We start from the raw sequence: 11863 nt of genomic DNA on the forward strand, positions 1-11863 counted from the left end.
TATGGCAGAAGCAGGAAAGACCCTCCATTTGGAAGTCATTACACCCGATGCTGCCGTACTCCATGAAGACGTGGATTTCGTCCTCGTCCGCGCCCTGGACGGCGATCTGGGCATCATGCCCAACCATGCGCCGCTCATCGCGTCCCTGTCGATTTGGCCCCTGTGCTATGATAAAGGCGGACAGCGCCAGTGCGTCACCGTCGCTTCGGGCTTCCTGGAAGTCCATGGCAACACGGTCACGGTCATCACGCCGGCTTCAGAAAAACCGGAAGACATCGACGTCGACCGCGCCAAAGCGGCTGAAAAACGCGCCGAAGACCGCCTGGCTGCACGCGCTGCCGACCTCGACGTGACCCGTGCCGAAGCGGCCCTGCAAAGAGCCCTGCGCCGCCTGGACGTCGCCGAAAAATACGGCAAGCAATAATGAAATATTAGTGGTTCGTTGCTAGTAAGGACCATTGCTGAGAAAAAGGGACTGTCGTCAAAGACAGTCCCTTTTTAACCCCTAACCCCTAATCCCTAATCCCTAACCCCTAACCCCTAACCACAAAATAATTGACTTTTCCCCTCATCTCTGCTATGATAGGGTTCGTACAAATCAATAGGCGATGCAGGAGAGTAAGTACGTATCATCCTCAGCGAAGCAGGGACAGTGTGAGCCTGCTGCCGATGCGGAAGGCGCTCTGAAGGCCGCGGCCGGAAGTCTTTCGATGTGTATGGCCGATGAATCAAGCGGGTCTTTGGACCAATCAGGGTGGAACCGCGGGTACGTATACTCGTCCCTGTAACATGTCATGTGTTACAGGGACTTTTTTGTATTTAGGAGGGAATACGATGAATTTTCAAGACATGATATTTGCATTGAAGAGCTTTTGGTCTTCTCAGGGCTGTATCATTTATGAACCGTATGATGTAGAAAAAGGGGCAGGGACCATGAACCCGGCTACCTTCCTGCGCACGCTCGGGCCGGAACCGTGGCACGTCGCCTATGTCGAACCGTCGCGCCGCCCGGCTGACGGCCGTTATGGCGACAACCCGAACCGCCTGTACCAGCATCATCAGTTCCAGGTCATTTGCAAACCGTCGCCGGACAACATCCAGGAACTCTATCTGAAGAGCCTGGAAACGCTGGGCATCAATCCGGCCGAACACGATATCCGTTTCGTCGAAGACAACTGGGAATCGCCGACACTCGGCGCCTGGGGCCTGGGCTGGGAAGTCTGGCTCGACGGCATGGAAGTTACGCAGTTCACCTATTTCCAGCAGGTCGGCGGCATCGACGTCGCTCCGGTCTCGTCGGAAATCACATACGGCATGGAACGCCTGGCCATGTATATCCAGGGCGTTGAAAACGTCTATGACCTCAAATGGAACGACGACGTCACGTATGGCGACATCTTCCATCAGAACGAAGTCGAACAGTCGACGTATGCTTTTGAATTGAGCAATGCCGATCTCTTGTTCCACCTCTTCGATGAATATGAAAAAGAAGCCATGCGGGTCATCAAAGCCGGCTTCGTCCTTCCGGCCTATGACTATGTATTGAAATGCTCGCACACGTTCAACCTCCTCGACGCCCGCGGCGCCATCAGCGTCAGCGAACGGGCTGCCTTCATCGGCCGCGTCCGCAACATGGCACGGGCCTGCGCCAAAGCGTACTTGGAACAGCGTGAAAAATTAGGTTTCCCGATGCTGAATAAGGAGGAAAAATAAGATGAGCAAAGATTTGTTACTTGAAATCGGTACTGAAGAAATCCCGGCTCATTATATGCCGAGTATCCTTTCCCAGGTCCGGGACCTGGCCGGGAAATCCTTTGGCGAATCCCATATCGCCTATGAATCGATCCGTACTATCGGTACGCCGCGCCGCATTGCTCTCCTCATGAAGGGCGTCGCTGAAAAACAGGCCGACGTATCGGCCAAACATAAAGGCCCGTCGGTCAAGATCGCCTATGATGCCGACGGTAATCCGACCAAAGCGGCGATGGGCTTTGCCCGGGGCCAGAAAATCGACGTCAAGGACCTGGTCGTCGAAGACGGTTACGTCTATGCCAATGTCACCAGCGTCGGCGCCGACACGGCAGGCCTCTTGCCGGACCTCATGAAAGGTATCGTCACGGGCCTCAATTTCCCCAAGAGCATGCACTGGGGCAGCCTGGACTTCCACTTCGTCCGTCCTATCCGCTGGTTCGTCGCCCTCTTTGACAAAGACGTCATCCCCTTTGAACTGGCCAACGTCAAATCGGGCAATGTCAGCCGCGGCCACCGCTTCCTGGGCACTGGCGATTTTGTCATCGAAAGCCCGGCAGCCTATGAAGAAACGTGCAAGGAACATTTCCTCATCGTCGATCCGGAAATCCGCAAACAGATGATCCTCGAAGGCCTGCAGAAACTGGCTGACGAAAAGGGCGGTACGATCATCATGGACGACGACCTCCTGGAAGAAGTCGTCTACCTCGTCGAATACCCGACAGCCCTCTGCGGTGAATTCGATGAAGACTACCTGAAACTGCCGGAAGCGGCCATCATCACGCCGATGAAAGATCACCAGCGTTATTTCCCCATGCGCGATAAAGACGGCAAGCTCATGAACCTCTTCCTGACCGTCCGCAACGGCAACGACTACCATCTGGAAACGGTCCAGCACGGTAACGAACGCGTCCTCCGCGCCCGTCTGGATGATGCCAAGTTCTTCTTTGAAGAAGACAAGAAGCATAAGCTCGTCGATTATACGGAAAAATTGAAGAAAATCGTCTTCCAGGACGGCTTGGGCACGCTCTACGACAAAGCCCAGCGCTTGGAAAAGATTACGGTCTTCCTCAACCATAAACTCGACCTCGGCCTGGACGATGCCAAATTACAGCGGGCGTCGCTCCTGGCTAAAGCCGATTTGGCTACACAGATGGTCATGGAATTCACGGAACTCCAGGGCGTCATGGGCAAGGAATATGCCCTCATCGACGGCGAAGATGCCGGCGTAGCCGAAGCCATCAACGAACAGTACCAGCCGCGTTTTGCCGGCGACGTCCTGCCGCAGACCGATATGGGCAAGGTCCTGGGCATTGCCGACAAATTCGACACCATTACGGGCATGTTCAGCCGCGGCTTCATCCCGACGGGCTCGCAGGACCCCTTCGCCCTGCGCCGCCAGACCATCGGTATCCTCAACATCCTCATGGATGCCGGCTGGAACCTCAACTGCCATGAAGTCTTTGCCTTCGTCCTCAACCTCCTCGGCGTAGAAGGGGAAGACGCAGCCAAAGTCATGGGTCAGCTCGACGACTACTTCACCCTGCGTCTGAAGAACATCTTCCAGGATAAGGGTATGGATTACCACATCATCGACTGCGTCCTGGCTTCGGATACGCTCAACGCCTACGAAGAAGCCCGCCGTGCCCAGGCCCTCATCGACGCCGACATCATGGGCAAGACCGACCTCCTGCAGGCTTTCACCCGCGTCAGCAACATGATCAAAGGCGCCGACGATACCGACGTCAACCCGGACCTCTTTGAAACGGAAGAAGAAAAGGCACTCTACAGTGCCTGCCAGGCCATGCAGGTCAACTTGCCGCAGAAATACGCCGTCTATGACTATGAAGGCGTAGCCGAAGTCCTCTCCGAAGGCATCGCTGCCATCAACGACTTCCTGGACAACGTCCTGGTCATGCACAAAGACGAAGCGGTCAAAGAAAACCGTCTCCACCTCCTGGCCCTGACCTACAGCCTCATCCAGCCCTTAGGCGACATCAAGAAATTGGCGTAATTTCGTGGCTAGTGGCTAGTGGTTCGTCTCGGACTCAGTGCCGCTGCGCGGCGACAGACTCAGGTGGACAACATCGCTTCGGGAAACCCTCGGCTCGTAAAAAGCAACCTCTCAGTCAGCAGAGCTGCCAGCTCCCCTATGAGGGGAGCCTAAGCCTCCCATATTAGGCCCTTTTTGGCCCGTCAGGTGCTGACCGCAGGGAAGAACAAGACGGTTGCCAAAACGGACAGCTGTGGCTAGGCGGCCCGCAGTTCGCAGCGGCCCGCCGCGAATCCCGTGGATCAAGCGGAAATTCCATGGCCAAAAATGAAAAATATGATATAATAATAGGTTATAACCGAACAAAGAAAAAATGGCTTAATAGTGCCGTTTCATAGCATCCCGATAGAGGGCCGTCAAAAATTCGTCAAAAATCATTTCGTAAAGATGGTATCGACGTTTTGGGCGGCCTTCTTTCTCATTTCTTCTGTAAAGTCAAGATAGGTAGAAATGATGGTTCCTACGGAATCCCCACACAAGGCGGCGACGGTTTGAATGTCTACGCCATTTGCCAACAGGTTCGTGGCGTATGTGTGCCTAAAATCGTGTATGCTCGTGTTTGGGAGCGTTTTCTTTATCCAACGGTTGATTAATTGCGTGTTGGAACCTGTGAAGCCTAGAACCGATTCTGAAACGGTTTTCCCTTTCCATTGTTTTAATGCCTCGATGAGTACATCCGGGATAGGGATAGTCCTGTAAGAATTTGCCGTTTTCAATGGGCCGATGGCATAGGTATTGACACCGTTGTGGTAGTATCTCCTTATCTGTCTTTTGACGGTTATCTGCTGACAATCGAAGGAAATGTCATCCCATGTAAGACCAACCATTTCTCCGAACCTCATTCCCGTGTAGTAAGCTATCTGACAACATAACTTGCACATTTCATGATTTTTACCGCTATGGCTTTCCATTAGCCTTTTGAAATCATCCCGGGAAATGGCCTTGATCGACGGACGCTTTTTCCGCTTGGCCTTGGGAACCGCTTGTACTGGATTCCTCACAGCAATCCCATATACGTTGATAGCATGGGCAAAAACGGCGTTCAGCATCGCCAGGCGGTGTCGAATCGTACTATCTAACATAGTGTTTTTTTTCGTGGCAATGACGCAGATTATGTCAGACGTCGTTATTTGGGATACGACCTTGTCGGCAATGTCACTAAAGAAAACAGGTACGCGTTCATAGGCGTATTTCGTCGACGGTGCCAGTTTTTTGTCTTTGATGACGATAGGTACGAATTCACGGAGCGTGATTCCTGCCAGCTCATTCGATGAGGGTACAAATGTTCTTTGAAGCTCAGATAAGAGTTTGTCGCCAACGGCCTTTGCCTGCTGTTTGGTTTTTAGGCCCTGTTTGCTCTTCTGACGCCATTTATCACCGTCTTTATAGGAAAGTATGACTTGCCAGCCTTTATCCTTCTGACGGTATGTAAAGTTGTGATTGATGTTATACATAGCTGCCTCCTGGATTGACCAGCCGTGAAGATGGAACGAATGGAACGAGTCTGCAACGGAAATAAATACGTTGCAACTTTTTGAAAAGAATAAAGAATATGATATAATGGAAACAGGCCAGCTCGTGAAGGAATAAAGCTGGGTTCCCGGAATGGGAGTAGCCCCGCCGCCATCTGCCAGCCGCGGTATGGGTTAGAATTCCCTTGCTCCTGGGGCTGGCCGCTGTCTCCATCCCTGTTGGAATCGGGAATAGGCCTGCATGGTATCCATGTGGGCTTATTTTTGTTACCCTTAATGACGATATGAAATTAGATATTAAAGTAATTCATTAAAAACACAGGAGATATGTTCTCCGTTCTATTCTTATTCCTTAGAAGGTATTCTAACGTCGGAGAAAAAGCAAACGCAGATACTGGGACAAAATTTCCCTCTTTACTAAACATTGGGCAAGTTACTAATAAGTAGATATACAAACTATTAAAATCAGCTTTAGTTGCATTATGCCTTTTCACAACTTCGGAAAGTGATTTGTATTTCAAACATAGAGCATATAAATCATCTACTGGGTCATAGTTTTCCTCTACGATCATTTGAGGCGTGAACGTTCCGTTTTGTATTGCTTTCATTTTATTAAACATTGGTTTGCATTTCTTTAGTATCATCGCAAGGTCACGCGACTTTTTACCACTTTGACCATTGAGAATAATAACGAAATAAATAACAAACAGGATTATCGCTATAATCATTATTAGTATTAGCATGTTTACCACCTCTCAATACACCTGCACAGCAATAAATGGGCTTCTTTGTATGTCATCACGTCACGATTCCTGGGGGCAGCTTGTAAGAGACGTTCGTCTATATCGTAGCAGTAGGAGAGAAGATACAGTGCAAACATATTGGCCTCGTACTCGCTTCGTGCATTGCAGTAGTTCACGGTATCGGCGTGGAATGTTCCGGACGCTCCGTGCATCAGTGCGTGGCCTAACTCATGAGCAACGACAATAGGGACTTCCCGTTCGTCCAATTTGTCGTTGAGCACAATGACCTTCCGGCGCAACGGCCTTGTAAGATACCCACGGATACCTTTAGGCAGTTCTGCGTATACAATGGGTATCCTCATCATATCTGCTATTTGCAATGGACTGGCCGTTCCCATTTTCCGTACCAGGTTCTTGACGCGTAATTTTATATTTTTTCTGACCATAAGGCGACACCTCTATTTAGTAGGAGTGTCGCCTTTTTTGCGTTTGTTCGCTCGTTTTGCCGCTAAAAAGGCAACCTCAAGAGACTTCATAACTAAATCGCGGTCTTCGTCTGTAAGATTGTAGGTATCGCCATCAAATATAATTTCCGACTGTTGCAAAAACTTATTTAAATCCTTGGGACGAGGCTTTGAGCTATCAAAACGATCGTCTGTTCTGCCGACAAGATAGTCCAGTGATACACCATAGTAATTGGCAATTTCGATTAAAATGTCTGTTTTGGGTACACGACGATTGTTTTCATAGTTCGCAAGTGTGCTTTGTTCAATATCCAATGCACTACAAACGTCCTGTTGCATTAATCCTTTTTCTTCTCTTAGCTTCTTCATTCTGTCTCCAATTTTCATAGTGTCACCGCCTTTTAATTATTTCAGTATGTAATATTTCTCTATGAAATAATTATATTTCAGAATTGCTATTTTTTCAAATTTCTTTACGAAATAATCATTGACATTTATTTCGATTTGAAATATAATAATGGTGTAGCAAGAAAGGGGTGATAGCCTTGAAACCGAAAAACAAAATAAAAGAGTTTAGAGATAAACGCGGTTTGACGCAAGTCGAACTAGGACAGCTGTTAGGTATGAGTCAGACGGCAATCTCTCTCTATGAATCTGGTGATAGAAAGCCAGACGTAGAGACAGCAAAAAACATAGCCAAGGTTTTACATACGACGTTGGACTCTATTTTTGCGCCTTAAACATTTCAAAAAGAAATATAATATTTCAAAATGAAAGGCGGTGACAACGTGAGCGAAACAAAAAGTCCTTGCAAAAGCAAAGGCCCCAACATGGTCAAATGGCTGTTCTCCAATCCGTACAAATTTACGAATACAGCGAACGGCAGGCAGATACAAAAGTGGTTGTGGGTACTCATCCCACTGAGCGCTATTAATATAATCATCTGCTTAGTAAAAACATTACGACTGATACAGCTGTTGACCAAATAATGGTGATAGTAGCCAGAATGATTGTTTCACATGAAAGGCGGTGGCATGATGACAGAAAAAGAAAAGCCCCGCAATAATGCAGAGCTTAAAAGCGAAAAGTTTAGACAAATTCTTCAGCTTCTCGACGGAGTTACATACGAAGAGTGGGACTTGTTTAAACGTCAAATAGACCGAATGTTTAGATTGGTACAGCTAAACCAAGAAATCCCCGTCAATAAGGATATGGTTGAGTATTTTGAAAAAGATATGAGCGATATTTTAAAGCATTGCTTTAATTCACGGCTTAGCAGTGCTTTCCAGGACATGAATCGCTAACTCTTTGATAACTGCCAATGTGCAGCTGGAACCCAGTTCTTCCACTTTGGATTTTACCTTATTCCAAACCGAGTTTTCACGGATGGAGTCAATGAAATCAAAACCGTCATTTGTTAATCGGCTGAACTGGATAATTTTGGCATTGGGGTTAGCTCTCGGTGATGGGTCAAGGGCAATGAAATTTGAATCCATCATTAATCTGAGATTGAAATTTATTTCAGCCAGTGAATAGCTATCCAGCCTTATTTGGCGGGCCGAATATGTGTGAACACCATCGCAGTTATCTTTAATCCAAAAAAGCAAAAGCCTGATTAGTTCGAGATTACGTTCCATAGTATCACCTCACTTTATGGGTATATTCCTTTTACAACATTATATCAAACGCGAGGTGATTTTTAAATGAAGAACAACATTAAGCGGATCAGACAGCAGAAAGGAAAGTCGCTGTACTGGCTGGCAAAAAACACCGGGTTGGCATACCGCAACTTGTGGGATGTAGAACACGGTGCAGACGTAAAACTTTCCACCTTGTACCGGATTGCAGAAGCACTCCAATGCGAGGTTACAGATTTGATTTGAAAGGAGCAGAACCATGAATGAAATTTTGAATATCAACAATGTTCACGGATACCTAGATAAGGAAACAGGGACGGCCTATCTGAACGCCGAAGACGTGGCACGAGGATTCGGATTTACTGAAAGTAAAGGCGAAGTTGAATACGTCAGATGGAGAACGGTAAACCGCTATTTAAAAGAATTTGGTTTTTCGCAAGATGTTGCGAAAGATGATTTTCTCCCGGAAAACATGGTGTACCGACTTGGATTCAAGGCCAGCAACGAAGTGGCCCAGAAGTTCCAGGCAGTCCTGGCTGACGAAGTTCTCCCGGCGATCCGGAAGCATGGGGCGTACATGACCCCGGAAAAGATAGAAGAAGCCCTGCTAAATCCAGACACGCTTATTCGACTAGCTACAGAACTAAAAGCCGAACGGGAAGCAAGGAAACATGCTGAACTGGAAGCGGCCAGTGCAAAACAGGTAATCGGCGAATTAAAACCAAAGGCCGATTATACCGACCGTATCTTATCCAGCAAGGGGACAGTCACAACGACAGCCATTGCCAAAGACTACGGCATGAGTGCTACAGGGTTCAACAAACTGCTTCATGAGCTGCATGTCATCTATAAAATCGGTAAACAGTGGTTCTTATATGCGAAGTATCAAGCTAAGGGATACACGCATAGCAAGACATTTGATTTTGTCCATACAGACGGTCAACCAGACTGCAACATGCAAACTGAATGGACGCAGAAAGGACGCTTGTTCTTGTACGAATTTCTCAAGAGCCACGATATTCTCCCCATGATTGAACGTGGCGACCAGGAAGCAGGGCACTAGGAGCTGATAACATGAAACTTCTATACAGCTCCGAAGAATTGCAAGAGCTATTCCGGTGTTCCCGGCAGACCATATCAAGAATGGAGAACGACGGCAGGCTGAAACGCCTGTACAACGTTCCCGGCACGTTCTACCGGGCGGCGGACGTGCTGGCCCTTTGCGAATATAAGGAGCCAGCGCACGGGCCGCTGGAATGGGAAAGATTGAAAAGCGAAAATAAGGCCCTGTCCGAAGAGAACAGAGCCTTGAGAGAAAAGTTGAGTCGAATTTATGAGTTTTTGAGAGAGGCGGTGAAATTATGAAAGCGATTGAAATACGTGACCATATGCCGGAAGAAAAGCGGCGCGATCGTAAGCTTTTCAAGCGGATTGCCAGCGCCGTCGCCTTTACACTGGCCCTTGCCACGGCTTGCGGCGTTGGCTGGTACGCAGGCGCGAAGCTGGCATACCAGCAGAAGGCGGCTGAAATTCAAAAAATACACTATGTCGAAGAAGGGGAAACCCTTTGGGATATAGCCGCCGAATTATCCAGCGATGACCAGGACATTCGCGAAGTCATTTACGACCTTGCAAAGCTGAACAACATCGCACCGGACGCTGACCTCAAAGTAGGTCAAAAAATCGTGATAGCAAAGTAGCTCTCCCGACGGTTACGAGAGAGCTACAGAGGCTAGATGCTTGGATATTTAATTGATTGTCTTAATTATAAGGCAGAAAGTTGAGGGAGTCAATGGATAATTTAGCACGATTCCATAATGACATTTCCAATATCCATGAGCGTATGGATATTGGTGAAGAACTGATAATGATAGGCCAACGAGTTCACTGCGGACGGCTGGAAACTATTGGCAACGAAATGCTTGACAGCCGGGATGATGACTATGTTGATTTTGACAGCCTGGTAGGCGCCTTTCAGTTGGCATTATGGACGATTGAAGATGAGCTTAATAAAGAAACCCGTGAAGAGCTTGACGAATTATTAACACGGGCCGAAATGGCGAAAGGAGCAGCATAACATGAAAAACGTAACAAACACTATTCTTCCGGTAACACCGGAAATCACAAATGAACCGACGGCATTAGCCTGGAATATGGATGATGTGAAGAATTATCTCCAGGCCGTAACAGAAAAATATGCCAATTTGGTTGTCACCGATGAAAACGTAGAAGATAGCCAGAAAGCGTTGCGCGAAGTCGTTTCCTTGCGAACTGGCTTGAAGAAATTTGAGCGGGAAGGGAAGCAGCTCTTGAATCAGCCTTCCCATTTATTCAAGAGCCAGTGCGATGCATTGGCTATCATCATTGAGGACGTTGAAAAACCGTTGCGGAAACAATTAGATCGCTACGAAACACAGCGCCTGGAATCGTTGGACAACGCGATTAATTCAGAGTTCAGCAAGAAAGCGGAAGTCGCCGGACTCAAAGAAGCGTATATCGTCAAATTAAACATTGATAAGCGGTGGTACAACAAGACCGCGAAATGGTCAGAAACCACGGTTGCTATTGACAGGGAAGTTTCCCGACTGCTGGCGATGCAAACGGCAGACGAAGAAAAGAAAAAAATGATTGAAGAAAAGCGTGAAATGGTCAAAACCATTGTCACAATGGCTAATAGCACGTCTGGCTTGGCCACTCCACTTAATCCCACAAAGTATCTGAATATGGCGAACAACGACATTCCATTTAATGAAATTAAGGAAGTCGTAGAAGCCGACGTTAAACGGCAAAAAGAAATCGAATTGGCCGCCCGGCAGGAAGCTGAACGTCGTGAATTAGCGCGTCAAGAAGCTATTCGCCGCGAAGCTGAACGTCGTGAGGCGGACGCGCATGAATCGGAAAATATTCCGCAACCCGCTGTCCAGGAACCTGCTATCAACGAACCCGTTGCCAACGAACCTGTAGTGCCAGAAATTCCGACTTACAACGTCAATGTTATTTTTTACGGCGTCATGGGGGAATCGGATCTAGAACAGTTGCAGGAAAAATTAGATTCGTTGGGATTTGAATATGAGATAAAAGGAGCTAATGAGGCATGAGCGCAATTTACAGTAAGTTAACGAGCATTCAGATGAGGCTGAAAGCCCCGAAATCACAATACAATAATTTTGGTAAATATGCTTATCGGAGCTGTGAAGACATTGTCGAATCAGCTAAACCCCTGCTCAGTGAACAAGGACTTACACTCCTTATGAGTGATGACGTAGTCCTTATCGGGGACCGGTATTACATTAAAGCTACTGCCACGTTGATTGATACCGGGGATGGTGAACAGGTATCTGTATCGGCATTGGCAAGGGAACCCGTTTCCCGCAAAGGCATGGATGATAGCCAGGTAACCGGAAGTTCATCTTCATATGCTAGAAAATATGCGCTAAACGGGCTGTTCTGTATTGATGACTCGAAAGATTCAGATCAACTCAATACCACACCACAAACGGAAAATAATTCCGTTCCGGCCGGTGTACCGCAGACGGTTCGTGAATATTTTCAGCTGGTTACTGATTGGGCGCGGCAAAATGGGGCTACGGCGTTCGTCCTGCCATTGGTCAAAGAAAAGTACCATAAGAACCGTTTCTCCGAATTGACATTGCCAGAGGCCAAGGCCTTTTACGAACAATTCAATGTATGGGTAAAGGCAGCTATGGCGGCCGACGACGCCGCACTGATGGAAGGCGTATAAGAC

The 11863-nt window shown here is 47.9% G+C and carries 16 protein-coding genes; 12 read left to right on the forward strand and 4 right to left on the reverse strand.

Annotated elements, in window-relative coordinates; genetic code table 11:
- Position 1 precedes the first annotated feature (1 nt).
- The 3 genes from ACE418_RS02855 to glyS all read left to right on the forward strand — a co-directional run bounded on the left by ACE418_RS02855 (position 2) and on the right by glyS (position 3763).
- On the forward strand, positions 2–424 hold the full coding sequence (locus tag ACE418_RS02855) for a F0F1 ATP synthase subunit epsilon (protein WP_416449180.1): 423 nt from the start codon (positions 2–4) through the stop codon (positions 422–424).
- A 410-nt stretch (positions 425–834) separates the two neighbouring features.
- Entirely contained in the window at positions 835–1713 is an 879-nt protein-coding gene (gene glyQ / locus ACE418_RS02860) for a glycine--tRNA ligase subunit alpha (protein ID WP_287056051.1), read from the forward strand.
- A 1-nt stretch (position 1714) separates the two neighbouring features.
- On the forward strand, positions 1715–3763 hold the full coding sequence (glyS, locus tag ACE418_RS02865; protein ID WP_416449182.1) for a glycine--tRNA ligase subunit beta: 2049 nt from the start codon (positions 1715–1717) through the stop codon (positions 3761–3763).
- Between the two features lie 413 nt (positions 3764–4176).
- Here glyS and ACE418_RS02870 read toward each other — a convergent pair whose 3' ends face one another.
- The 3 genes from ACE418_RS02870 to ACE418_RS02880 form a co-directional block, all read right to left on the reverse strand.
- Positions 4177–5256 (reverse strand): tyrosine-type recombinase/integrase, encoded by a 1080-nt coding sequence (locus ACE418_RS02870; RefSeq protein WP_416449183.1) that lies wholly within the window; start codon positions 5254–5256, stop codon positions 4177–4179.
- A 763-nt stretch (positions 5257–6019) separates the two neighbouring features.
- Positions 6020–6463 carry an ImmA/IrrE family metallo-endopeptidase gene (locus ACE418_RS02875; protein ID WP_416449184.1) on the reverse strand — a complete coding sequence of 148 codons (444 nt, stop codon included), beginning with the start codon at positions 6461–6463 and terminating at the stop codon, positions 6020–6022.
- 12 nt (positions 6464–6475) lie between these two features.
- Entirely contained in the window at positions 6476–6868 is a 393-nt protein-coding gene (locus ACE418_RS02880) for a helix-turn-helix domain-containing protein (RefSeq protein ID WP_416449185.1), read from the reverse strand.
- Positions 6869–7026: 158 nt separating this feature from the next.
- On the opposite strand from ACE418_RS02880, the gene ACE418_RS02885 reads away from it, so the two are divergent.
- Together ACE418_RS02885 and ACE418_RS02890 are read left to right on the forward strand one after the other, a co-directional pair.
- Complete coding sequence (locus tag ACE418_RS02885) at positions 7027–7221, forward strand: helix-turn-helix transcriptional regulator (protein WP_170101957.1); 195 nt, start codon at positions 7027–7029, stop codon at positions 7219–7221.
- Positions 7222–7515: 294 nt separating this feature from the next.
- Complete coding sequence (locus tag ACE418_RS02890) at positions 7516–7785, forward strand: hypothetical protein (RefSeq protein WP_416449186.1); 270 nt, start codon at positions 7516–7518, stop codon at positions 7783–7785.
- Here ACE418_RS02890 and ACE418_RS02895 read toward each other — a convergent pair.
- Positions 7747–8118 (reverse strand): DUF2513 domain-containing protein, encoded by a 372-nt coding sequence (locus tag ACE418_RS02895; RefSeq protein ID WP_416449187.1) that lies wholly within the window; start codon positions 8116–8118, stop codon positions 7747–7749. The two genes, ACE418_RS02890 and ACE418_RS02895, sit on opposite strands and share 39 nt — an antisense overlap.
- A gap of 66 nt (positions 8119–8184) precedes the next feature.
- Here ACE418_RS02895 and ACE418_RS02900 point away from each other — a divergent pair, with 66 nt between their 5' ends.
- The 7 genes from ACE418_RS02900 to ACE418_RS02930 all read left to right on the forward strand — a co-directional run bounded on the left by ACE418_RS02900 (position 8185) and on the right by ACE418_RS02930 (position 11860).
- On the forward strand, positions 8185–8364 hold the full coding sequence (locus tag ACE418_RS02900; protein ID WP_416449188.1) for a helix-turn-helix domain-containing protein: 180 nt from the start codon (positions 8185–8187) through the stop codon (positions 8362–8364).
- Between the two features lie 13 nt (positions 8365–8377).
- Positions 8378–9181: a phage antirepressor gene (locus ACE418_RS02905; protein WP_416449190.1), complete on the forward strand. Its 804-nt coding sequence runs from the start codon at positions 8378–8380 to the stop codon at positions 9179–9181.
- Positions 9182–9192: 11 nt separating this feature from the next.
- The gene (locus ACE418_RS02910) at positions 9193–9483 is read left to right on the forward strand and encodes a hypothetical protein (RefSeq protein ID WP_416449191.1); all 291 of its coding nucleotides are present in this window, start codon (positions 9193–9195) and stop codon (positions 9481–9483) included.
- A complete protein-coding gene (locus tag ACE418_RS02915) occupies positions 9480–9818 on the forward strand; it encodes a LysM peptidoglycan-binding domain-containing protein (protein ID WP_416449192.1) in 339 nt (112 codons plus the stop codon). Before ACE418_RS02910 ends, ACE418_RS02915 begins: the two co-directional genes overlap by 4 nt.
- Before the next feature lie 92 nt (positions 9819–9910).
- Positions 9911–10195, forward strand: coding sequence for a hypothetical protein (locus ACE418_RS02920; RefSeq protein ID WP_416449194.1), 285 nt, complete (start codon positions 9911–9913; stop codon positions 10193–10195).
- A gap of 1 nt (position 10196) precedes the next feature.
- Positions 10197–11216 (forward strand): DUF1351 domain-containing protein, encoded by a 1020-nt coding sequence (locus ACE418_RS02925; protein WP_416449195.1) that lies wholly within the window; start codon positions 10197–10199, stop codon positions 11214–11216.
- Entirely contained in the window at positions 11213–11860 is a 648-nt protein-coding gene (locus tag ACE418_RS02930) for an ERF family protein (RefSeq protein ID WP_416449196.1), read from the forward strand. Before ACE418_RS02925 ends, ACE418_RS02930 begins: the two co-directional genes overlap by 4 nt.
- Positions 11861–11863: the final 3 nt, after the last annotated feature.

This window comes from Megasphaera jansseni, from assembly GCF_047974155.1.
Lineage (GTDB): Bacteria > Bacillota > Negativicutes > Veillonellales > Megasphaeraceae > Megasphaera.

What these genes read in the sequence shown, in the direction of transcription:
- ACE418_RS02870 (WP_416449183.1), bottom strand. Translation starts at nt 5,256, where the DNA reads ATGTATAACATCAATCACAACTTTACATACCGTCAGAAGGATAAAGGC.
- ACE418_RS02890 (WP_416449186.1), top strand. Translation starts at nt 7,516, where the DNA reads ATGATGACAGAAAAAGAAAAGCCCCGCAATAATGCAGAGCTTAAAAGC.
- ACE418_RS02915 (WP_416449192.1), top strand. Translation starts at nt 9,480, where the DNA reads ATGAAAGCGATTGAAATACGTGACCATATGCCGGAAGAAAAGCGGCGC.
- ACE418_RS02930 (WP_416449196.1), top strand. Translation starts at nt 11,213, where the DNA reads ATGAGCGCAATTTACAGTAAGTTAACGAGCATTCAGATGAGGCTGAAA.
- ACE418_RS02905 (WP_416449190.1), top strand. Translation starts at nt 8,378, where the DNA reads ATGAATGAAATTTTGAATATCAACAATGTTCACGGATACCTAGATAAG.
- ACE418_RS02880 (WP_416449185.1), bottom strand. Translation starts at nt 6,868, where the DNA reads ATGAAAATTGGAGACAGAATGAAGAAGCTAAGAGAAGAAAAAGGATTA.
- ACE418_RS02895 (WP_416449187.1), bottom strand. Translation starts at nt 8,118, where the DNA reads ATGGAACGTAATCTCGAACTAATCAGGCTTTTGCTTTTTTGGATTAAA.
- ACE418_RS02920 (WP_416449194.1), top strand. Translation starts at nt 9,911, where the DNA reads ATGGATAATTTAGCACGATTCCATAATGACATTTCCAATATCCATGAG.
- ACE418_RS02855 (WP_416449180.1), top strand. Translation starts at nt 2, where the DNA reads ATGGCAGAAGCAGGAAAGACCCTCCATTTGGAAGTCATTACACCCGAT.
- glyS (WP_416449182.1), top strand. Translation starts at nt 1,715, where the DNA reads ATGAGCAAAGATTTGTTACTTGAAATCGGTACTGAAGAAATCCCGGCT.
- ACE418_RS02925 (WP_416449195.1), top strand. Translation starts at nt 10,197, where the DNA reads ATGAAAAACGTAACAAACACTATTCTTCCGGTAACACCGGAAATCACA.
- ACE418_RS02910 (WP_416449191.1), top strand. Translation starts at nt 9,193, where the DNA reads ATGAAACTTCTATACAGCTCCGAAGAATTGCAAGAGCTATTCCGGTGT.
- glyQ (WP_287056051.1), top strand. Translation starts at nt 835, where the DNA reads ATGAATTTTCAAGACATGATATTTGCATTGAAGAGCTTTTGGTCTTCT.
- ACE418_RS02875 (WP_416449184.1), bottom strand. Translation starts at nt 6,463, where the DNA reads ATGGTCAGAAAAAATATAAAATTACGCGTCAAGAACCTGGTACGGAAA.
- ACE418_RS02900 (WP_416449188.1), top strand. Translation starts at nt 8,185, where the DNA reads ATGAAGAACAACATTAAGCGGATCAGACAGCAGAAAGGAAAGTCGCTG.